Below are 21694 nucleotides of genomic sequence, written 5' to 3' on the forward strand. Positions count from 1 at the left end.
GCCGGCGTCTGAGGCAACGTGTCAAAACCGGTCGTTCAAAAACCGCCAACTGCCACGACGAGGGAGTCACCCGGAGGCCGATTATCGCATCCACCACGACAAACACTAGAGGGAAGCCCCTTGTGTTTCCGCTGAATACTGCACGTTGATGGGTGCCCAAGAAAAATCTTGCCGAAGGCAGTGGCCCTCTCCTCGAACCCGGGTTATCTCTTGTCCGTCATGTTCATCACTCGAAGGGGCACCATGTTGAAGATTAAGAAAGTGGCGGCAGTGGTAACACTTGCGGCCACCATCGGTCTCACGGGTGCTGCGGCCGCGAATGCGGACGTTCAATACCCGGTCCAGGGCGGGAAATGGGAGTACGGCTTCTGGGACGCCTACGCCCGTTCGTACTACGATCACGGCACTCGGTGCCACGGATCGACCGCACAGAACGACTGGGGAACGAGCCGCAGCATCGACACGGCCGCCGGACACCGAGCCGCGGCGGAGGTCTTCGGTACGATCTTCACGCACAATAAGTACTACTACCGAGTCTGCTGAGCCGATCATCGTTCGGCTGCTGGCTCGCTGCGTCGCCACGTCGGGTCAGCAGCCGAACCGAGATCGATTAGGAGGCTGAATGCTCGCCTGGATCCTTCGTTCAGGGGCCTTCGCAGTTGTCATTCTCGTGTCACTGTTGGCCGGATTGCAACTGCAAGAGACGCAACGGACGTTTCCGCTGGGCACGGATGAAACGCTTACACTGAGTTTCAATTCATCGTCGATCAGTAAGGCCCAAGCGATCGATGGAATGAACCGGATCGCAACCGATCACGCTCTGACTCTGGTCAAGAAGAACGCTGATCGAGACGACTTCCTCCACGGCCTTTCGTTGTACCAGTTCGGCGACAGGGCTCCCGCCGAGCCAGCTAACATCGACTGGTTCGATTCGTCGATGCATGGCCAGCTGTTCAGCAGTTCCCAGATAGCCCAGACCAGTCTGGACGGCAGTTACGCTGTCGTTGGGCCCGAAGCCGGGGTCTCGGCGCTGCAGTCATTTCTCGCCGACTCAGGGGTGCAGGTCGACGCCACCCGCGCCGGCTGGCTCGATACCGCAGCGGCGCTGGTCGTCGGCAAGGGTGCCGGCCTCGCTCTGGTCAGCGGTCTCGTCCTGATGACCACCGTGGTGATGGCTTGGTCGGCCCTGCACTCGCGCGCTCGTGCTCTACACATCCTGGCCGGAGTCAGCACTCCTCGCATTCTGCGGACCGAGCTCCGCTCTCTTGCCGGTCTGCTTGTCATTCCGGCGTTGGCCGGCATCGCGGCGGCAGGCGTCTATGTCTTCTTCAGCCGCGGGGGATCGGCTGTGACCGATTACTTCAGGACCCTAACCCCATGGTTGGCAGGGTTGGTCGCCGTCCTGGTCATCGGGTCGGTCGTGGTTACCGCGTTGAGCTGGCCGTCCGTGGACACCATCGCTCACCGACGACCACCCGCGCGCGCCTACCGCGTCTTCAGCGAGGTCCTCAAGGTCGCTGCATTGGTCCTGGTCGTAGCGAGTCTGCCCCCATTGGTGAGCGCCATCAGCGCAGCAACCAACGCCACCGCCGACAATGCCCGGTGGAGCAACCTCGGCAACGAAGTCGGCCTGCGGATGACAAACATCTCCGACGAGGAACGCCTCGCCGCCGTTCTGCCTCGGTTCGTCACGCTGACCCGTGATCTTGACGAACGGCACGACGTTGCCGTCTCGTACGCGTTCGACCCTGCCACCGTTCAGGCCGGGCAGTACGACGATGTAGTCCTGGTCAATCCGCGGTACCTGGAGTTGCAGCACGTCACTGCACTGTCCCCCGTGGAGGCCGGAGATCTGCCTGCGGTCACCCGCAGTGACCTAAAGGCGAACATGCCGTTGTGGACCAAGGGCACCGCTGCAGCGGCCGATCCGCTCTCCGCAGCCTCATACGCGACGATCCGGCCTGGCACCGGTCCCGTCCAGGCCCTCTCACCCAATGCCGGCCGAAGCGTGACGCTCGATCGACCTCTGTTCGTGATCGTCAACCGGCCCGCCGACGTGTTCGGCGGCAGCTTCCTGCTCTCCCTGATGTCCACATCCAACCTGATCTTCTCCTCCGACAGCCAACTCACAAGTCAGCTCACCGACCACCAGCTGGACGGGTACGTCCTGTCGATCGACCGGGTGTCCGACACCGGTCTGTATCAGAGCCAGATCGACAACCAGGACGCCGCGTTGCGGACGATCTCCATCGTGCTGTTGAGCGGCTCCTTGATCATCAGCGCCATGCTCTCCGCCCTGGTTTACGCACTCAGCCGGGCGCGACCGATCTTCGCGCTCCGGACCTCGGGCTCCTCGTGGCCACGACTGTTGCGGGAACGGCTGCTCATCGACATCGCCACCGGCACCGGCCTGACCCTGATCGCAGCCTTCCTGCTCGGCGTCGACCGAGCCTCTCATGCCTCCGTGTTGCTCATCGTCCCGGTGGCGTACGCAGCACTGACCGTGACGCTCCACTGCCTGGCGGCCCGGTCCGTCTTCGGCCGGACCCTCACTCGCTCCACCTGAGATCCTGCCCGCGACGATCGAAGGACCCCCATGGACATCACCGCCACCAACATCACGCTCCGTCGAGGCGGAAAGATCCTGTGTGAGGGACTGGACCTGCACGCGTCGGCCGGTGAACTCACCGCCGTGATCGGGGCGAGCGGGTCGGGAAAGACGACACTGCTCAACTGCCTTGCGCTCCTCGAGCGCGTCAACGAAGGTCAGCTTCGAATCGGAGGCCGGGACATGACCACCGTGCCCGAGAGCGCACGTCGCCGATTCTGGCGCGACAGCGCAGCCTTCATCTTCCAGGACTACGGCCTGATCGATGCCGAAACCGTCGCCTACAACGTGATGATGTCGACACCACCCCTATTCCGTCGACGTGCTCTGACCAACCCTGCTGTGAACGAGGCCCTCTCCTCGGTCCGGCTCGAGGGGCGCGGAGGAGAGAAGGTCGCCACCCTCAGCGGCGGCGAGAAGCAGCGCGTCGGCCTCGCCCGTGCGATGTACAAGAACGCCGCCATCATCTTCGCCGACGAACCGACCGCCTCCCTCGACCACGAGAACCGGGACCTAGTCATCGAGCTTCTACGCCAAGCCGCCGCCCGCGGTGCCACCATCGTCCTCGCCACCCACGACGACGCCGCTATAACCGCTGCCGACCACCGACTTCATCTCGGAACCCACCCAGCCACCGTCTAAGTCGCTTAGAGCACCGCGGCGCCCGATAGATGAACGTCTAACGCACACTCCCCCACTCCCTGGCTTCGCCGTGTGGCTGCTGGGTTCCGAGGTGCACGATAGACCCGCCCGGTGAAATGCCCGATGAGGGGGCCCTTTCTGCAACACTGGCCCCGCGAAGATCGGATACGCCCGCGTCTCGACCGCCGGTCAGGACCTCACCGCCCAACGCGAGCAGCTCGTCGCCCTCGGCGTGGACGAGGATCGCATCCACGTCGACCACGGGCTCACCGGCACCAACCGGGCGTGGCCTGGCCTGGAGACTGCTCTCGCCGCCGTCCGCTCGGGTGACGTCCTGGTCGTGACCAAGCTCGACCGTCTCGCCCGCTCCGTGCCCGACGCCCGCGCGATCGCCGACCAGCTCGTCGAGCGCGGCGCGGCCCTCAGCCTCGGTGGCAGCGTCTACGACCCGCACGACCCCGTCGGCCGGCTGCTGTTCAACGTGCTCGGCATGGTCGCCGAGTTCGAGGCCGACCTCATCCGGATGCGCACCCGCGAAGGCATGGCGGTCGCCAAAACCCGCGGCCGGCTCAAGGGGCGAGCCCCCAGCCTCTCCCCCAGCCGCCGGCGGCACCTGCTCACCCTCGTCGACGCCGGCGAGCACACCCACACCGAGCTCGCCGAACTCTTCCAGGTCTCCCGGGCCACGGTGTACCGGGAGATCCAACGGCGAAAGGGGAACATCGCCACCACCCGGTGATCGGTCGACCCGCCCGGACCCTCAGTGCCGGGAGCCGCAAGCCACTACCGCGATCTTGTTCCGATGTATATAGTTACAGGCGTGGGTACCTATATGCGTCTGACACCGGCGCTGCGGTCTGTGCTGGGCAGCCTGCTGGAAACCGAGGGTGAAACCTGGGGTCTGCTGCTGGCATCACAAACAGGACGCCCCACCGGCACGATCTATCCCCTACTCGAGCGTCTCGAGCGAGCCGGTTTCGTCTGCTCGCGGTGGGACGACGACCAGACTCGTCCCGGCCCGAGGCGACGGCTCTACAGCCTTTTGCCCGCAGGCAGACAGTGGGCTGTCGCCAAGCTCGGCGATCATTCCTCCACCTACCAACAGGAGCCCCGATGACTAATGCCGACCGTCGCCTTGATCGTGCCGTGCGGATGCTGCCTCCTGCGGACCGGGAGCGGTATGTCGAGGAGTGGCGCGCCGACCTTGGCGCGGCCGCTGAGGGTGATCGGGCATTGACCAGCCGTGGGGCTCTGCGCATGGCCACGCACCTGCGGCTTCGGCAAGGTGGCCGCGCTCTTCTCGGACAGCTCGGCGTTCCGGCTGCGGTCTTCGCGTGGGCTGTCGCCACCGCGATCGGCGTCGCGGCGTTCATTTTCGGCGGTGTCGTTCTGGTGCTCGGTTTGATCGTCTTCGGCGCCGTCATCGTCCTTCTATCGACGGCCGGTGTCCGCACCCATTGGAGTCATTACCTCCTCCTTGCGTCCCTGGTCATTGGCACCGCAGCTGCCACCTTCGCCTGGTGGACGGTAGGACTGGCCATCGACGCTGACGACGCCTTTACCGACCCTCCCGCGGTCACAGACTGGACCGGGACCGCCATTGTCGTATTCCTTGCCGCCGGTCTCGGCGTACTGATCTCAGCGGTGATCGCCGTCGTGGCCGAGAACCGCCGCCGCTCAACCAGCAACTGACCCTGAAAGCCATGAGAGACCCCGGGCCTCGCCTGGGGTCTCTCATGTAGCGGCCTATCCGGTTCAATCAGTCGAAGAACCGTTTGCCCCCGGGGTTGCACTGAGCATTGACGGTCTGCAGATACCCCACACTGGGGCGCCATTCGTCCAGGTTCCAGGTCGGCTTGTTGGGAGCGCGCAGAGCGACGATCTGCTGGTGGCAGATGTACTGGTCACGCATGCCCGCAAGGTTCCGGTTCAGCCCACGGTTCCGGTACTTGCTGTAGAGCTCGTCCCACCCGTAGACACCCGGGAGGTAACCTCCCGCGTTCCACCGCGCCCAGGACGTGGGAGTCACCTCCAGGGTCCATCCGTCGCCCGAGTGCCACCGCCAGGTGGCGCTCTTGATCAGATCGAACCCGAAATACGGGTCGGCCACCACCGGGTAAGCCACCCCGCTCGCACGGTGATCGACCTCCTGGACGATCGCACCCGAGCGGATCGAGAAGCGTGTCGGAACGTCGTTGCCGTTGGCGTCCTTGGCCCACGGCGCGCTGAATCCACCAAGCACAGCCCCGCCGGCATCGACCACGAACACCGCACCACCGGTAGAGCCGGCCTCGGCCGGGATGTCAGCAGCCTGGGGCATGTCCTTCTCGGCCATCAGACGAGCCCCGACCGGCAGGCTCACGGGATGAACGAACTCGGTGTCGCCCGCCGCGTCATTGATGACGGTGTGGATGCGGAAGCCATCCTCGGTCGGCTGCACCGTCTGACTCGTGGTCGATGCACCGTCGTAAACCACGCTGCCGTCAGGCGCAAGGATTCCTGCACTGCTGGAATCCGCCCCGGTACCGACGGTGACTGTCACCGACCCGTCACTGGTCTGCTTTGTGGCGAGCACCCCATCGTCGTTCGACTTGGGGATCTCAACGGAGATGTCGCCGGTGGAACTGGCGAACGAGCCGTCCGACGACGGCACTGCCGATACGTCGCTGGTAGTCGCAGCGTCCGGTGTCGCTCTGTCGACGACGGCCGCGACGTCGTCCACGGACTGCGCCGCGTCGACCCCTCCCCCAGAAGCACCGGCGTCGTCAGCGAACGCCGGTGTGCATGGCAGGATGAGCGCTCCCGCCAGCACGATGACCGCGGATGCCCTTTTCAATCTCATGTTTCCACCGATGTGAGTGTGATGGCGGTACGTCGCCGGGAGAAGCATCACAGCACGTCAGGCCGTTGTAAAGAACCGGCCACGATTAAATGCCCATGTCACGCCGTCGACACTGCCGCATCTGGCTACCCTTTGACTGGATCGAGCCGCCTCCGCAGCCTCCACCGTTGGCCATCACCCTCCGGCATCTCCCCCTCGGACGCCTCATCCGGCGCCGAGGCGACGAGTACGCCGACCACATCAGGTCATGGGCGGACCGACCGCACGTCATGGTGGTCGACAACTGGAGCGACCACGCCTTCCACGACAGCTCGCTGTGGGCACCGGACCGGCTCCACCTGAACACGGCCGGACACCGCCGGGTTGCCGCCAACGTCCTCACCGCCCTCGACGTGACCGTGCCGGAGTGGGGGGAGGCAACGAAGCTCGAGCACCGCCCCTCAACACTCGAACACCTTCGCGTTCACGTGCTCCCGTGGGTGGGCCGCCTCACCGGCCGCTCGTCCGGGGACGGACGCGCACCGAAGAGCCCGACGCTCCGACCGGTACGACGATAGGACCAGCCGCACGGTGCAGGTCCGCCGAGTGACCGTCCCGGCGTGGTTCGACTGCGGAACGGGACACTGACCCCAGGCCCGCCGCCTGGACCCGGTCACAGCCACGCGATGGCCGCTCGCGGACGCCGCGCAGGCCGTCCATCAACTCGCCGTAGGCGGAACCCACGGGAAGATCCTGCTCACGAACACCCATTCATGAGACGGCGACCAGGGGGACGTCAGACTGTGCCAGGGCCGGGGGTCGAGCGGGCCGCACACAGCCTGTGGTGAATGTCTGGTGCCCTCCTTCCGAACGAGGTCGCTCGGTGCTGAGCGCATCGCGCGGATCGCCCGCACGCCATCCACTCCGGAGATCGCGCCGATCCGTACGTCAGGACGGCGCTACGGTACGGAGAGTCGCTTCCGTCGACGCGCGTGCGGTCCGCCGGGCCTGAATGGCGATCCGCTGCAGAGCGTCGAGATGGGAGGCCAGCGCTTCACGACCAGCCTCGGTGAGGGCAAGGACCGTCTTGGAGTAACGACCGACGCTGGCCTTCGTGACCTCGACGTAGCCGGCTGCGGTGAGCTGGGTGAGTGCTTTCGAGAGGGTGGACTGGCTGAGCCCGCAGTACTCCTGGACGGCGGAGAAATCGCCTTGCTGACATCCCGACAAGTAGGCGCATATCGCCAACCGGGTTGGGTTGAAGACCGGGTCGAAGCCGCTCATGCCACGCGCCTCGTACGGCCCGCGCGCAGGACGAAGAAGTAGGCCACTGCGGCCGCGAGTCCCAGGATCGGGTACACCACCTGGTTCGCCGGCGTTGCCGCGACGGCTCCCAACATCAGCACCACCACCATCACGAGGAAGGTCGTGAGCTGGGTCCGGCCCGCACCGTCAAGTCCCCGAAGGCCGCGCCGCACTCGAAACCTCCTCCAGAGCACCGCGGCTGCGGCGCACAGGGCGACCCCGACGACGAGGGCAAGAAGGTGTCCGAGCGCCGAACCCGGGGCTTGCCCCATCGCCGCTATTCCGAGACCGACAGTGACGGCGCAGGCCGCGCTCTCTCCGGCGGTCAGTCGTGGCCACACCGCGTGCTGGTGAGCACGGCGAGCGGCGGCGAGTTGTGCCTGCGCCTCGACGGCATCCGGACGGCGATCAGATTGATTCTGTGACATGCTTCAACCGTAGATGCCACATGAAAAGCGTGCAAGTAGATGCACAAGGTGATGCCGACGGTCGGCGACCACATGACGCCGCCCGGCGGCAGGTGCAGTGGCGGAATGCATGGTCTCGCCCCTCCATCAGGGGTTCGACGTGCCCAGACGTCGACGCATGCGCCTCAGCCGGCGATACGCACGGACGCGGCGCCACGCTCGACGCAGGCGACCTCGGAAGAACCACGCGAGGGCGAGACCGAGCACGGCCACCGGAAGGAGTTCAGGCGCCAGAGCGAACGAGCCGAAGAGGATCTCGAATGCTTCGAACCCGATCAGAGACCCGGCGGCGAACCATACCCAGCCTCCGAACATCAGGACGCGCACTGCGACGCGTCGCGAGATGCGGCCGATTCGTCGCCCCTGCAGCGCAATCAGGCGGAAGGCGCGTGGCCGAGATCGCGGTGGTGCGTTGAAGGACAGGAAAGCCCGGGAACCAGATGCCATAGCAGTCGCCTCCTTCTGACGGCCGGTAGGAATGGTCCTGTCATCACCGAGAGGGCCCGGTGCGAGCCGCGGTCGGTCAGTCCGGCGAGCTGCCGGCCGCGAGCAAGATCACCAGCAACGGCACCACCCGGGAAGCCGGCACCTCGAACACACCCCTCCTTGGCGTCGACAACCATCCGGTCATCGTGAGCTCCTTCAGATGGTGATAGACCTGACCACTCGTGCCGGCGTCGAGTTCATCGATCAGTCCGGCTGCGGTGTTCACGCCGTGCAGGACGGCGTGCATGATCCGCAGCCGCATGGAATGCGCGAGGGCAGCCATCACGCGCGCGCGATCACCCCAGTCCTCCCCGAACATCTCGGCCGCGGGCCTTCCGTATTGCCAGCGCACCACGTCGCCGGTCGGCGTCTGCACGCTACCCAGGTAGAGGATCGCGCCATCCGGGGCGCGCGACTCCAGGCCGTTCAGAGCCCACAGCGGATCGTCCTCACTGCCGATACGCTCCGATGTCGCTCGGCCACTCGCAGGAGCGACGCTCAACCGCGACACGGCTTCCTCCAGGGCTGAAAGCCGGCTGTTCACGTCATCGCTGCTCATCCTCAAACACTACGTTAAAACGTAATAATCTAGCAAATCGGGACACCGTGGGCCGCCACGGGGAGGCGACGGTGTTCAGATCCGCACTCGAGAAAGTCGGCCAGCCTGCCGCCATGCCTGGACCCTACCGTTTCGAGTACCTGCTGCGCGGTTCGGATGTGCTCATCACCCACCAGCCGTCACTCTCCGAAAGGGCAAGGCCGCCGACTTCCTCGAGGAGGTGGAGCGCGCTGATCCTCAAGAGCTGATGGCCCGCTTGACAGGCAACGACAAGCGCGACAACGAACGCCAAGCGCGTCACCACCCACGCAACCAAGCGCGTTGACCCAGCGCCAGCGTCCGAAAACCAGCCCGTTGCTCCTTGGACCGAACTCATCGCTGGCAACATCTCCCACAGGAGTTTCGCGTCGACGTGGTTCGTGTCGCCAGGAATCGTGAATGCAGCATTCGGGCTGCTCATCATCGAGTTCGTTCGCGCCGTCACGGCATCGAACACGCCCCCTTCACCCGTCCGATGGACGAACGTCTTGAGGACACTCGACCGTTCCCCGACCTCACCACGCGGCCGCCGAGATCCGAGGTGCACGATAGACGTATCGGATGAGGGGGTCTTTTCTGCAACGCGGAGCGGTGAACATCGGATACGCCCGCGTCTCGACAGCCGACCGAGACCTCCGCCGGCCGGCTCGGCCGCCGCCACCCCTACCGCGTGACGAAGCCTTCCTTCACCATCCAGTCCGCGGCGACGTCGGCCGGCTCCCGGCCCTGCACGTCGACCTGCAGGTTCAGCTCCTGCAGCTCGGAGTCGGTCAACTTCGGGGAGATCTTGTCGAAGACCTGCGCCAGTTGCGGATACTTCGCCAGGGTCTTCGTGTTGTAGACCGGGGAGACGTTGTAGGCGGGGAAGTACCGCTTGTCGTCCTTGAGCACCGTCAGGTTCAGCGCCTTGATCCGCCCGTCGGTGGTGAACACCTCGCCGAAGTTGCAGTCGCCGTTGGCCGTCGCCGTGTACACCGCGCCCGTGTCGTAGATGCCGATCTGCCCGTTCGGGACGGCCGAGCCGCGGGGCAGCCCGTACGTCTTGAGCATGGGGTTCATGCCGTCGGGCCGGGAGTTGAACTCCGCCTCGATGCAGAAGGTGCGCTCGGACTTCGGGATCTTCGCGAGGTCCGACAGCTTCGTCACGCCCAGTTCCTTCGCCTTCGCACTGCGGATCGCGAAGGCGTACGTGTTGTTCATCGGCGCCGGCGGGCCCCACGTGAGCCCGTTGGCGGCGTCGGCGTCCTTGACGGCCTGCCACTGCTTCCGCTGGTCCGGGATCGGCTTGTCCTTACCGAGGTAGGTCAGCCACGCAGTGCCGGTGTACTCGTACGTGAAGTCGGCCTCGCCCTTGAGCATGAGCTGCCGCACCGGCTGGCTCCCGGGGACGTTGGTGAGGTCGACGACGTCGAACCCGGCGGCGCGGCCGGCGATCGCGGCGATCTTGCCGAGGATGAGCTGTTCGGTGAAGTTCTTGCTCGTCACGGTCAGCTTCGCGTCCTGCGGCAGGCCCGCGATCGGGGCGATCGAGCCGGGCTTGACGTCCGGCACGAAGGCGGTGGCCGGGGCCAGTCCGCAGCCGGCGAGGGCGAGGACGAGGGTGGCGGCGGTCGCGGCGACGGCCGCGCGGATCGGTCGGATGCGCATCGTCACAGTCCCTTCGGGGTGGCCACGAACTCGACGAGGCGGCCGAGCCAGTCGATGAACAGGGCGAGCAGGGCGACCAGGAGGGACCCGGCCACGAGCACGGTGGTCAGGCTCAGGTTGACGCCGGTGGTGATGAGGATGCCCAGGCCCCCGCCGTTGATGAAGGTGGCCAGGGTCGCGGTGCCGACGAGCAGCACGAGGGCCGTCCGGATGCCGCTGAGCATGATGGGCACCGCGAGCGGCAGCTCGACGCGGAACAGCACCGCGGCGGCGCTCATGCCCATGCCGCGGCCGGCCTCGATGACGCGCTGGTCCACCTGCTGCAGCCCCACCACCGTGTTGCGCAGCACGGGCAGCACGGCGTAGACGACCAGGGCGACGATCGCGGCCCCGAACCCGAAGCCGAACCAGAACGCCAGCAGCACGATCAGCCCGATGGCCGGGGCGGCCTGCCCGACGTTGGCGACGGCCGCGACCGGCCCCGCGAGGAACCGGGTGCGACGCCGGGTGAGCAGCACGCCGAGCGGCAGGGCGATGACGAGCACGATGACGGCGGCCGTGAAGGTCAGGCGCAGGTGCGCAAGGGTGTAGCCCCACAGAGCCGACGGCGCCAGCGTCGTCGCCTCGACCGGGGTCAGCGGCGCGTTGGCCAGCCAGATCGCGACCGCCGCGAAGGCGACCACGATGACGCCGAGCTGCACGGCCAGGGCCACGGGGAAGCCGCGGCGCAGCCGGCTCCGGCCGGCGGTGCCTCCCGGACCGGCCTGCGTCGTCCCGGGGTCCGTCACCGGTCCGTCGGTGTCGGCAAGGGCGTCGGCGCTCACGACGGATCCCCGGCGGTGACGGCGTGGGCGCCGCCATGCCCGTCAGCGGCCGGCAGCACCCCGGTGTTGGTGCCGACGGGAGCCGTGTAGTCGCCGGAGCGGGTGGACGCCCGAGCCGCCGCGATGGCCTCCATGACGGAATCGACGTCGATGACGCCGACGAAGGCGTCGCGCCGCCCCGTGACCAGCGCCGCCCCGGCACTGGAGACCAGCATCGTGTCGAGGGCGTCGTTGAGGGTGGACCGGCTGCTGACCACGGGCAGCTGCGGGTCCAGCTCGCCGGTCAGCGTGCCGGCACGCCGCACCTGCTTGCGGGAGAGCCACTGACGCGGCCGGCCCCGGTCGTCGAGGACCACCACGTGGTGCCGGCCGGACGCCTCCATCCGCTCCAGCACCGCGTCGGCGTGCTCGCCCGGCCGCGCCTGTTCGGCCTCGGCGAGCGGCACGTCGGCCACCCGGGTCAGGGTCAGCTGCTTGAGCCCGGCACCGGAGCCGATGAAGTTCTCGACGAACGCGTTGGCGGGCTCGGCGAGGATCCGCTCGGGAGTGTCGTACTGCACGAGGTGCGCGCCCTCGGTGAAGATCGCGATCCAGTCGCCGAGCTTGACCGCCTCGTCGAAGTCGTGGGTCACGCAGACGATGGTCTTCTGCACCTCGGCCTGGATATTGATCAGCTCGTCCTGGAGCCGCTGCCGGGTGATGGGGTCGACCGCGCCGAACGGCTCGTCCATCAGCAGGACGGGCGGGTCCGCGGCGAGCGCGCGGGCGACGCCGACGCGCTGCTGCTGGCCGCCGGAGAGCTCCTTCGGGTACCGGTCCCGGTAGACCTCCGGGTCGAGGGAGACGAGTTCGAGCAGCTCGTCCACGCGCGCGGCGATACGGGCCTTGTCCCAGCCGAGCATCTTCGGCACGACGGCGATGTTCGCCGCGACCGTCTGGTGCGGGAAGAGGCCGCCGGCCTGGATCACGTAGCCCATGCGACGGCGCAGCTTGTCACCGTTCATGCGGGTGACGTCGTCGCCGCCGAGCACGATCGACCCCTCGGTGGGCTCGATCAGCCGGTTGATCATCTTCAGCGTGGTCGTCTTGCCGCACCCGGACGGGCCGACCAGCATGACGACCTGGCCGGCCGGGATCTGCATCGTGAGGCCGTCGACGGCGGGCTTGTCCTGCCCGGGGTAGCGCTTGGTGACGTTCTGCAGCAGGATCTCGGCGCCGGAGACGGTGCGAGCGGGCTCACCGGTGGCGGTGGTGGATTCAGACACGGAGACCCCTTGAGGTGGTGAGGCGGCCGAGGCCGGCGAGGAGCAGGTCGAGGATCAGGGCGAGGACGATGACGCCGACGACGCCGACGACCACGGAGTTCAGGGAGTTCGCCCCGCCGAGGCGGGAGAGCCCGGAGAAGATGAAGCCGCCGAGGCCCGGCCCCAGCGAGTACGCGGCGACGGCGGCGATGCCCATCACCATCTGCGCCGAGACGCGGATGCCGGCGAGGATCACGGGCCACGCCATCGGTAGTTCGACGCGCAGGAGGGTGCGCACCCGGCTCATGCCGATGCCGCGGGCGGACTCGACGAGGCTGCCGTCGATGCCGGCGAGGCCGACGACGGCGTTGCGCAGGATCGGCAGGGCGGCGAAGAAGCTGACGACCACGACGGCCGGGGCGACGCCGAACCCGAGCGGCGCGATGAGCAGGCCGATGAGGGCGAAGGACGGGATCGTCAGGCCGACGGCGGAGACCGCGTTCGCGGCGGCCGTCAGGGCCCGGCTGCGGTAGCACAGCGCCGCGAGGACGACCGCGATCAGGGTGGCCAGGACGAGGCACTGGACGACCAGGGAGAAGTGCTGCCAGGCGGCGAAGAGGATCTGGGGCAGCCGCTCGTTCACGTACGCGATCACATCGACGACCTGCCTCGTTCTCGGTCCGACCGGCCGGGCGCGGACGGGGAGACGTGACCGGCATCCGCGCACGATCGGCGACCCACGAGTGCAGGCCGTCCTTCACGCTAACAACACCCACCGGGGTCATTTCCAGCTGAGAGGGCGTTGAGGACGAGACCGAGACCGACTTGTTACCGTCAGGTAGTCGTCGTCGGAGGCCCGATCGGCCGCTGTCCGAGCGCCGCAAGCGCCTCGGTCACGGCGTCCTCCGGGGCCATGCGCCGGCCGTGCGCGCGGGCGATCTCGAAAGCGGCGCCCTGCTCGCCGGCCGCCAGCGGGGCGGTGAAGGAGAGGTGCGGCATGACGGTGGAGGTGCCGGACAAGCCGGTGCGGTCCCGCAGCTGTTCCGCGGCGCCCTGCAGCCGGCCCGCGGTCTCCACGTCGCCGCGGGCGGCGGCGACGCCGACGGCCCCCTCGAGGCCGTAGGCGATGCCCTGCTGGTGGTTGAGGCGCACCGAGAGGCCGAGCGCCTCGCCGAACGCGGCCTGCCCGGCAGCGGCGTCGCCTCGGACGAGGTCCGTCCAGCCGCGGTGGTGCAGCGCGATGGCGGTGCCCAGGGAGTCGCCGACGGCGCGGGCGAGCCGCACGCTCGCGTCGAAGCGGGCGGCGGCCTCCTCGATCTGCCCGGTCGCGAAGTGGACCCGGCCGAGCACGACGAGCGCCATCGCCTCGCCCCACCGGTCCCCGGCCTGCCGGAAGAGGCCGAGGCTGGTCTCGAGGGTCTCCGTGAGCAGGGCGGCGGGCGCCGTCGGCGCGTCGGTGCCGAGAACAGCACCGCCGGGAACAGCGGCGCCGGGAGCAGCAGGCGCCACTCCGGACGACGAAGCGGACGAGGGCGCCGTGGGCACCGTCGCGAAGACCGAGCCCGCAGGGGCTCCCCGCGCGGAATCGCCGGGCGTGACGGGTCCGGCGTCGTCGGGCCCGGTCATCCGCGCCATCGCGAGGGAGACCATCGCCATCGCCGTGCCGGTACGGTCCCCCGTGGTGCGGAACAGGGCGACGCACTCCTCGAGGCCCGGCACCAGGGCGGGCAGCCGGTCCTCCCAGAACGAGATGGCCCACGCGAAGTACAGGGCGACCGCGCGCGCGTGGTCGGAGAACGGGCCCGGCTGGACGAGCAGGGAGGCCATCCAGTCCCGCACCTGGCCGAGGTTGCCGACGATCCACCAGTAGACGTAGAGGTCCCACGCGTACTCGGCGGCCGCGTCGGCGTCGGTGCCGTGCAGGAAGCGCATGGCCTGCCGCAGTTCGGTGCGCTCCTGCAGCAGCCGCGAGAGCCAGGCCGGCTGGTTCGGCCCCTGCAGCTGGTGGCCGGCCGCGGCCGCGACGGCGCGGTAGTGCGCGGCGTGCGCCTCGCGGGCCCGCCGCTGAGCGTCGCGAGCGCCGAGCTGCTCCCACGCGTGCTCCCGGACGGTGGCGAGCAGGGAGAAGTAGGGCCGGCCCTCGTGGTCGTGCTCCCGCACCAGGCTGCTGTCGACGAGCACGTCGAGCAGGCCGAGGACGTCCTCGGTGCCGTCCACGGCCTCGGCGACCGCCTCGGCGGCCTCGAAGGAGAACCGGCCCGCGAAGACGCCGAGCACCTCGAGCAGCCGCCGCTCGGAGGGGGCGAGCAGGTCGGTGCTCCACTCGATCGTCGACCGCAGGGTGCGCTGCCGCTCCGGCAGGTCCCGGCCTCCGCCGCTGAGGAGGGACAGCTGACGGTCCAGGCGGTCCAGCAGCGCCTCGGGCGGCAGGACGCGGACGCGGGCCGCGGCCAGCTCGATGGCCAGCGGCACGCCGTCGAGCACGGTGCAGATCCGGCCGACCGCCTTCCGGTTCTCCTCGGTCAGCTCGAAGTCCGGCTGCACGGCCCGGCACCGCTCGACGAACAGGGCGACGGCGGGCGAGGCCGCCACCGCGTCGAGCGACGCGTCCGCCGCCGGTACGGGGAGCGGACCGATCGGCACGACCTGTTCGCCGGTGACGCGCAGCCGGGCCCGGCTGGTGACGATGACGTGCACGTCCGGGGCGTTGGAGAGCAGCCGGCCGAGCTCGCCGGCGTTGTCGGCCAGCTGCTCGGCGTTGTCCAGGAGCAGCAGGGGCGGGGCGGTGCGCAGCGCGGTGACGAGCTTGTCCCCCAGGGGCACGTCGCCCGTGTTGCGGATGCCGATGGCCAGAGCGATGACGGCGATCGCCGCGTCGATGGTGCGGACCGGTGCGAGGTCGACGAAGGCGATGCCACCGGGCTGATGGCCGGCGGCGCGCCTGGCGGCCTCGACGGCCAGGCGGGACTTGCCGATCCCGCCGGGCCCGAGCACCGTGATGAGCCGCGCGCCGTCGGCCATCATGCCCGCGATCCGGGCGAGCTCGTCCGTCCGGTCGATGAACCGGGTGAGCGAGACCGGCAGCGGCTGCAGCGGCGTGACGGCCTCCGCCGGTACGGGCGGCGCCACCACGGCCTCCGGAGTGGCCCGGCTGAGGTCGAACCGCTCCGCCAGCAGGGTGGCCAGGTCCCCGGTGACCGCCTCGGCCAGCTGCTCGGGCGTGGAGAACGTGGAGTAGGAGGCGGTGTCGTCCTGGCGGATCCGGCCGATCAGCTCGGTCAGCCGGGGCTCACGCGCGCCGCCGCTCTCCTTGAGGTAGATGAGTTTGGGCATGGCCGCGGGCGCGAGCTGGTACTCGTCCTCGAGGCCCGAGACGGTCTCGCCGGGAGCCACCCAGCCGTACCGGTCCCAGTACAGGCCCACGAAGACGTCGCTCTGCGCGAGGTAGGCCCGGTACAGCTCGCGGGGCGGGTGGGGACGGGACCCGAGTTCGAACATGACGGGGGCGAGGTGGAGGCGCTCGATGGCGGCCCGGGCAGCCTTCCGCTCGGGTGCGAGCTCCTGCAGGGTCGAGCTGACGAAGATGCGCAGGCGTTGATCGGGGGTACGGATGCGGTCCGCACGATCGGTCATGCCGACAGTGTGATGTCGGTCACGGGTCCATGTCCACCGTGAGGGACCGCACACTCTCACTTCATTGCACTCTCTGTAAAAGAGTGCAACTATCGATTCTCGTGACCAGCCGTGACGATCGCATGCGCCAGACTCGGACGGACCTCATCGTCCGGGCCCGCGATCTCGCTCTCGACCGCGGGTTGCACGGATTCACCATCGAGGCGCTGTGCGAGGACGTCGGCATCTCGCGCCGCACGTTCTTCAACTACTTCGCCTCCAAGGACGACGCCGTCATCGGCACGTCCGCGAAGGACCCACTCGAGGCGCTCGGCGAGCAGTTCGTCGCCCGCGGTCGTGCCGGCGGAGACCTGCTCGACGACCTGCGGGAGCTGGTCCTGCGCACCTTCGACGACGCCGACACCGCCCACCCGGCCCAGCTGATGGAGCTGCTGCGGCGAGAGCCGGAGCTGGCCGAACGCGCGTTCAGCACCATGGAACGACGGCGGAACGAGTTGACGGAGCTGATCCGGCGACACACCGGCAGCGGGCCGGACGACGCGTTCCCGGCCCTGGCGGCCTCCGTCGTCGGGCACCTCGCCGCCCACACCATGCACCGCTTCCTCGAACTCCACCCCCCGGGCGCACCGCGGGACCAGTCCGTGGCCGCCGCATTCGCCCGCCTGCTCGACGAGCACCTCGAGCAGGCCTCCCGGCTCTTCACCCGCGCTCGCCCCGCGGACCCGTCCACTCCTCGCCCCGCCGAGACCTCCACGAAGGACCCCTCATGACCCTCACCACGGATCGACCCCGCGCCGGCCGGCCCGGCCGCGACGGCGCACCACTCGTCCTCACCCACCGGCGGATCTGGATCATCTTCGGCGCCCTGATCGCCGGCATGCTGCTGTCCAGCCTCGACCAGACCATCGTCTCGACGGCGATGCCGACCATCGTCGGCCAGCTCGGCGGCGTGGAGCACCAGGCGTGGATCACCACCGCGTACCTGTTGGCCACCACGATCGTGATGCCGGTCTACGGCAAGTTCGGCGACGTGCTGGGTCGTCGCAACCTGTTCCTCGTGGCGATCGGCCTGTTCACCCTGGCGTCCGTCGGCGCCGCGTTCGCCGACGGCTTCTGGGTCTTCGTCGTCTTCCGGGCTGTCCAGGGCCTCGGCGGCGGCGGCCTGATGATCCTCTCGCAGGCGATCATCGCCGACATCGTGCCCGCCTCCGAGCGCGGCAAGTACATGGGACCGCTCGGCGCCATCTTCGGTCTCTCGGCCGTCGCCGGGCCGCTCCTGGGCGGCTTCTTCGTCGACCACCTGACCTGGCAGTGGGCGTTCTACATCAACATCCCGGTGGGCGTCATCGCGTTCGCCATCGCCTGGTTCGCCCTGACGCTGCCGAGCAAGAAGGCGACGAAGCGCATCGACTGGCTCGGCGTCGTCCTGCTCTCGGCCGCCACGACCTGCCTGATCTTCTTCACCGAGTTCGGCGGCAACAAGGACCACGGCTGGGACGCCCTCGAGACGTGGGCATGGTTCGCCGGGCTGGCCGTCGCCGTGGTCGGCTTCATCGCCGTCGAACGACGCGCGGAGGACCCGATCATCCCGCTCTCCCTGTTCCGCAACCGCGTGTTCGTCAACGCGACCGCCATCGGTCTCACCCTGGGCCTGGGCATGTTCGCGGCCATCGCCTTCGTGCCGACGTTCCTGCAGATGTCCTCGGGCACCTCGGCCGCGCAGTCGGGTCTGCTGATGCTGCCCATGATGGCCGGGCTGATGATCACCGCGATCGGCTCCGGCGTCCTGATCAGCCGCACCGGTCACTACAAGAGCTACCCGATCGCCGGGACGCTGATCACCGCCGCGGCGATGCTGGCGATGACGACGCTCGCCGCCGACACCCCGATCTGGCTGATCTGCGTCTACCTGTTCGTCTTCGGCGTCGGGCTCGGCTGCATCATGCAGGTGATCGTCCTGGTCGTGCAGAATGCCGTGGATCCTGCGGACATCGGGACCGCCACGAGCACGAACAACTACTTCCGTGAGGTCGGCGCGTCCCTGGGCGTGGCCGTGTTCGGGGCGATCTTCACCAACAACCTGACGAGCAACCTCACCCACGTGTTCGCCGCGTCCGGCGCGACCACCGCCCAGGCCGGGCAGGCCACCTCCTCGCTCGACCCGCAGACGCTGAACGCCCTGCCGGAGGCCGTGCGGGACGGCATCGTCGGGGCGTACGCGGGCTCGCTCGCGCCCGTGTTCTGGTACCTCATCCCGTTCCTGCTGATCGCATTCGTCCTGGCGCTGCTCCTCAAGCAGATCCCGCTCTCGGATGTCGCCGGCATGGTGGCGCGCGGCGAGGCCATCGACGGGATCAACGCGCACACCGGCCCGATCGACGTGGTCGCCGGCCTGCCGCTGGTCGACGGCGCCGCCGACGTGGACGCCGCACCGAACGCCGAGGAGCCGGTCGCCTCCACCGGGCCGCGGCACCGGGGCGACACGACGGACTGATCCGGGCGCCGTCCCGTACAGCCGGCGTCGGCCGGTCCCCCGCGCCCCACGGCGATCTCGTGGCCGTCCCGACCGCCCACGGGCGGGCATGGGAGAATCGGGAGGGTGTCGTCCCAGGATTCCTCCCGCCATCACCGCACGGGTACCTCGCGCGCCCACGCGCAGCGCCCGGCATCGCCCTCGGCCGGCCCACTGCGCGGCGTCGCCGGCGCCGAGGGGACCCGCCCCGCCGCCGATGCACCGCCCGCCGGTCCTGCGGGCGTCGACCGCGGCATCCCCCTGACCGCCACCACCCCGGCCGAGCGAGCCCGCACCGTGCGCGAGGACCGGGAGGAGGCCGACCGGCGGCAGGTGCGACCCGCCGCCGAGGGCTGGGAGCAGCAGACGACGGCGGAGGGCCGGCCGCTCCTGCAGTTCCGTTCCCCGCGGGTCTCGCAGCCGCCGATGCATCTGGCGGACCTCACCCTGGCCGAGCGGCAGGAGAAGCTCCTCGAGCTCGGCCAGCCGGCGTTCCGCGCCAAGCAGCTCTCGACCCACTACTTCACGCACTACACGACCGACCCGGAGCGGATGAGCGATCTGCCGGCGTCCCTGCGCACCCAGCTGACCGAGACGCTGATGCCGCCGCTGTTGACCGAGGTCAAGCGCCTGACCACCGACGACGGGCGCACTATCAAGTTCCTGTGGCGCCTCTTCGACGGCTCCCTCGTCGAGTCGGTACTGATGCGCTATCCCGGCCGGATCACCCTGTGCGTGAGCTCCCAGTGCGGGTGCGGCATGAACTGCCCGTTCTGTGCCACCGGTCAGGCCGGCCTGACCCGCAACATGTCCGCCGCCGAGATCCTCGACCAGGTGGTCCAGGCCAACCGGGTCATCGCCGAGGGCGGCTTGGGCGGTCAGCGCCACCCGGACGAGCGGGTGCACAACATCGTGTTCATGGGCATGGGTGAGCCGCTGGCCAACTACAAGCGGCTGATGACGGCGGTGCGCCGGATGGTCGCCCCGGCCCCGGAGGGCCTGGGCATGAGCGCCCGCGGCATCACCGTCTCCACCGTGGGCCTGGTCCCGGCGATCGACAAGCTCGCCGCCGAGGACCTGCCGGTGACGTTCGCGCTGTCCCTGCACGCGCCCGACGACGAGCTGCGCGACGACCTGATCCCGGTCAACTCCCGCTGGAAGGTCGACGAGGCGATCGACGCCGCACACCGGTACTACGTGAAGACCGGCCGCCGGGTGTCCATCGAGTACGCGCTGATCAAGGACATGAACGACCACGCGTGGCGCGCCGACCTGCTCGCGAAGAAGCTCAACGCCCGCGGCCGGGGCTGGGTGCACGTCAACCCGATCCCGCTCAACCCGACCCCGGGGTCGATCTGGACGTCGTCCGACCCGGACGTCACCGCCACGTTCGTCGACCGGCTCGAGGCGGCCGGGATCCCCACGACGCTGCGGGACACCCGTGGCAAGGAGATCGACGGCGCCTGCGGACAACTCGCTGCCAGCGAATGACCAGCGAGCGAGTGAACAGCGAGCGAATGACGGCGCAGCAGGGGCCGCCCGCCCGCGTGAGTCCGCGCGCCTCCGTCGCCGGACGCATCGCCGCCCTCCGTGGACCGGTCACCACCTCCCCGCTCGCCATCGCGCTCCACCTGGCTGCCGCCGTCGCGTTGCTGACATGGTGGTTCACCGCCGTGCGGCCGCCGGAAGGGCTGGACTACGGTGTCTATCGCGCCGGTGCCGCCACCCTCTACCACCTGCTCGGGATGGGGGGCGATCTCTACTGGCCCGCGGAGGGCCTGCACGGGCCCCGCGGCATGCCGTTCACCTACCCGCCGTTCGCCGCGATGGTGCTGGGGCCGACCGCCGTGCTGTCCTTCCGGGACGGCCTGTACCTCATGATGGCGGTCACGGTCGCCACCGCCATCACGGTCGCCGTCGTCATCCTGCGTTGGCGGGACCGCGAGAACGCCGGCCCCGCACCCCGCTCCCTGTCCCGCGCGGCGGTCCCCGTGATCTGGCTGACGGTGGTCATCCTCGTCTCCGGGCCGTGGCGCGACACCGTCTTCTTCGGGCAGATCAACGCCGCTCTGCTGTTCCTCTGTCTCGTCGACCTGCTCGGCGTCACCGGCCGCGCCCGCGGGGTGCTGATCGGCGTGGCCGCCGGCATCAAACTCACCCCGCTCGCCTTCGGCCTCTGGTTCCTGGCGCGCCGGGACCTGCGCGGCCTGGCCTGGCTGGCCGGAGGCTTCGCGGGCACCGTCGCCCTCGCCTTCCTCGCCTACCCGGGTCCGAGCCTGCAGTTCTGGTCCGAGACGATCCGCGAGACGGGGCGGATCGGCGGATTCGAGTACGCGGACAACGTCGCCGTGCGGGGCGCCCTCGAACAGCTCGGGCTGACCACCACCGTCGCCGGGGTCCTCTGGGTGCCGCTCGTGCTGGCCGTCGTCGTCGCCGGATGGCTCGTGATCCGCGCCGGCGACCGGCTCGACGCCCCGTGGCTGGGGATCGCCGGGGCCGCCCTGACGATGCTGCTCGTCTCGCCCATCTCGTGGTCGCACCACTGGGTGTGGTGGCCGCTGATCGTGGCGGCCGGCGTCCTGCTGCACCGGCGGATCCGTGCGGTGGGCGCCGCCGACGGGGCCACGCGGGTGTCCGCCTGGGAGTGGGCGCACGGCGCCACGCTCGCGGTGTTCACCGTCTTCTTCCTCATCTCGCCCAAGGTGCTCGCGCTGTGGACCGGCTCGGACGTCGACGTCAGCACCAGCCGCATCTCGGCGGTCCTGGCCTCCCTCGGCGGGGTCAGCGGCGTCGTGCTACTGGTCTGCTGGGTGCTCGGCGTGCGCCGGCTCGCCGCCCAGGACCGGCGCGATCTCTCGGTGGCCTTACCATCAGCATGCTGACTGTGTAGCGTGGGGAGGGACACCC

General features: G+C 69.1%; 21 protein-coding genes. 11 read left to right on the forward strand and 10 right to left on the reverse strand.

Annotation, left to right across the window (positions count from 1 at the left end):
* Window positions 1-243 precede the first annotated feature (243 nt).
* From V6N00_RS08160 to V6N00_RS08185, 6 genes are all read left to right on the forward strand, one after another.
* The gene (locus V6N00_RS08160; RefSeq protein WP_334231576.1) at window positions 244-543 is read left to right on the forward strand and encodes a lactococcin 972 family bacteriocin; all 300 of its coding nucleotides are present in this window, start codon (window positions 244-246) and stop codon (window positions 541-543) included.
* 79 nt (window positions 544-622) lie between these two features.
* Window positions 623-2566 carry a hypothetical protein gene (locus V6N00_RS08165; protein WP_334231577.1) on the forward strand — a complete coding sequence of 648 codons (1944 nt, stop codon included), beginning with the start codon at window positions 623-625 and terminating at the stop codon, window positions 2564-2566.
* Window positions 2567-2596: 30 nt separating this feature from the next.
* Entirely contained in the window at window positions 2597-3250 is a 654-nt protein-coding gene (locus V6N00_RS08170; RefSeq protein WP_334231578.1) for an ABC transporter ATP-binding protein, read from the forward strand.
* Between the two features lie 160 nt (window positions 3251-3410).
* A complete protein-coding gene (locus V6N00_RS08175; RefSeq protein WP_334231649.1) occupies window positions 3411-3989 on the forward strand; it encodes a recombinase family protein in 579 nt (192 codons plus the stop codon).
* 81 nt (window positions 3990-4070) lie between these two features.
* Window positions 4071-4367, forward strand: a complete 297-nt coding sequence (locus tag V6N00_RS08180; protein WP_334231579.1) for a PadR family transcriptional regulator — start codon at window positions 4071-4073, stop codon at window positions 4365-4367.
* Complete coding sequence (locus V6N00_RS08185; RefSeq protein ID WP_334231580.1) at window positions 4364-4942, forward strand: hypothetical protein; 579 nt, start codon at window positions 4364-4366, stop codon at window positions 4940-4942. The genes V6N00_RS08180 and V6N00_RS08185 overlap by 4 nt, the downstream gene beginning before the upstream one ends.
* A gap of 67 nt (window positions 4943-5009) precedes the next feature.
* Here the strand turns inward: V6N00_RS08185 and V6N00_RS08190 are convergent, their stop codons facing one another.
* On the reverse strand, window positions 5010-5972 hold the full coding sequence (locus tag V6N00_RS08190; protein WP_334231581.1) for a DUF2599 domain-containing protein: 963 nt from the start codon (window positions 5970-5972) through the stop codon (window positions 5010-5012).
* A gap of 215 nt (window positions 5973-6187) precedes the next feature.
* Between V6N00_RS08190 and V6N00_RS17215 the strand changes: the two genes are divergently transcribed.
* Window positions 6188-6649, forward strand: coding sequence for a GDSL-type esterase/lipase family protein (locus V6N00_RS17215; protein ID WP_416385053.1), 462 nt, complete (start codon window positions 6188-6190; stop codon window positions 6647-6649).
* A 370-nt stretch (window positions 6650-7019) separates the two neighbouring features.
* On the opposite strand, the gene V6N00_RS08195 is transcribed toward V6N00_RS17215, so the two are convergent.
* The 9 genes from V6N00_RS08195 to V6N00_RS08235 all read right to left on the reverse strand — a co-directional run bounded on the left by V6N00_RS08195 (window position 7020) and on the right by V6N00_RS08235 (window position 16275).
* On the reverse strand, window positions 7020-7355 hold the full coding sequence (locus V6N00_RS08195) for a transcriptional regulator (RefSeq protein ID WP_334231582.1): 336 nt from the start codon (window positions 7353-7355) through the stop codon (window positions 7020-7022).
* Window positions 7352-7804 carry a hypothetical protein gene (locus V6N00_RS08200; RefSeq protein ID WP_334231583.1) on the reverse strand — a complete coding sequence of 151 codons (453 nt, stop codon included), beginning with the start codon at window positions 7802-7804 and terminating at the stop codon, window positions 7352-7354. Before V6N00_RS08200 ends, V6N00_RS08195 begins: the two co-directional genes overlap by 4 nt.
* Before the next feature lie 126 nt (window positions 7805-7930).
* A complete protein-coding gene (locus tag V6N00_RS08205) occupies window positions 7931-8290 on the reverse strand; it encodes a hypothetical protein (RefSeq protein ID WP_334231584.1) in 360 nt (119 codons plus the stop codon).
* 76 nt (window positions 8291-8366) lie between these two features.
* On the reverse strand, window positions 8367-8888 hold the full coding sequence (locus tag V6N00_RS08210; RefSeq protein WP_334231585.1) for a helix-turn-helix transcriptional regulator: 522 nt from the start codon (window positions 8886-8888) through the stop codon (window positions 8367-8369).
* A gap of 702 nt (window positions 8889-9590) precedes the next feature.
* Window positions 9591-10574: a glycine betaine ABC transporter substrate-binding protein gene (locus V6N00_RS08215; protein ID WP_334231586.1), complete on the reverse strand. Its 984-nt coding sequence runs from the start codon at window positions 10572-10574 to the stop codon at window positions 9591-9593.
* Window positions 10575-10576: 2 nt separating this feature from the next.
* The gene (locus V6N00_RS08220; protein WP_416385054.1) at window positions 10577-11305 is read right to left on the reverse strand and encodes an ABC transporter permease; all 729 of its coding nucleotides are present in this window, start codon (window positions 11303-11305) and stop codon (window positions 10577-10579) included.
* Between the two features lie 89 nt (window positions 11306-11394).
* Window positions 11395-12663 (reverse strand): ABC transporter ATP-binding protein, encoded by a 1269-nt coding sequence (locus V6N00_RS08225; RefSeq protein ID WP_334231587.1) that lies wholly within the window; start codon window positions 12661-12663, stop codon window positions 11395-11397.
* Complete coding sequence (locus tag V6N00_RS08230) at window positions 12656-13297, reverse strand: ABC transporter permease (protein ID WP_334231588.1); 642 nt, start codon at window positions 13295-13297, stop codon at window positions 12656-12658. The genes V6N00_RS08225 and V6N00_RS08230 overlap by 8 nt, the downstream gene beginning before the upstream one ends.
* A gap of 179 nt (window positions 13298-13476) precedes the next feature.
* The gene (locus tag V6N00_RS08235; protein ID WP_334231589.1) at window positions 13477-16275 is read right to left on the reverse strand and encodes an ATP-binding protein; all 2799 of its coding nucleotides are present in this window, start codon (window positions 16273-16275) and stop codon (window positions 13477-13479) included.
* A 122-nt stretch (window positions 16276-16397) separates the two neighbouring features.
* Here V6N00_RS08235 and V6N00_RS08240 point away from each other — a divergent pair, with 122 nt between their 5' ends.
* The 4 genes from V6N00_RS08240 (at window position 16398) to V6N00_RS08255 (ending at window position 21669) form a co-directional block, all read left to right on the forward strand.
* The gene (locus tag V6N00_RS08240) at window positions 16398-17045 is read left to right on the forward strand and encodes a TetR/AcrR family transcriptional regulator (protein WP_334231590.1); all 648 of its coding nucleotides are present in this window, start codon (window positions 16398-16400) and stop codon (window positions 17043-17045) included.
* A complete protein-coding gene (locus V6N00_RS08245; protein ID WP_334231591.1) occupies window positions 17042-18769 on the forward strand; it encodes an MDR family MFS transporter in 1728 nt (575 codons plus the stop codon). Before V6N00_RS08240 ends, V6N00_RS08245 begins: the two co-directional genes overlap by 4 nt.
* A gap of 105 nt (window positions 18770-18874) precedes the next feature.
* Complete coding sequence (gene rlmN / locus V6N00_RS08250) at window positions 18875-20278, forward strand: dual-specificity RNA methyltransferase RlmN (protein ID WP_334231592.1); 1404 nt, start codon at window positions 18875-18877, stop codon at window positions 20276-20278.
* Between the two features lie 11 nt (window positions 20279-20289).
* Window positions 20290-21669: a glycosyltransferase 87 family protein gene (locus V6N00_RS08255; RefSeq protein ID WP_334231593.1), complete on the forward strand. Its 1380-nt coding sequence runs from the start codon at window positions 20290-20292 to the stop codon at window positions 21667-21669.
* The last annotated feature ends 25 nt before the right edge of the window (window positions 21670-21694 follow it).

The sequence above is a fragment of the Tersicoccus mangrovi genome (assembly GCF_036881825.1).
Lineage (GTDB): Bacteria > Actinomycetota > Actinomycetes > Actinomycetales > Micrococcaceae > Tersicoccus > Tersicoccus mangrovi.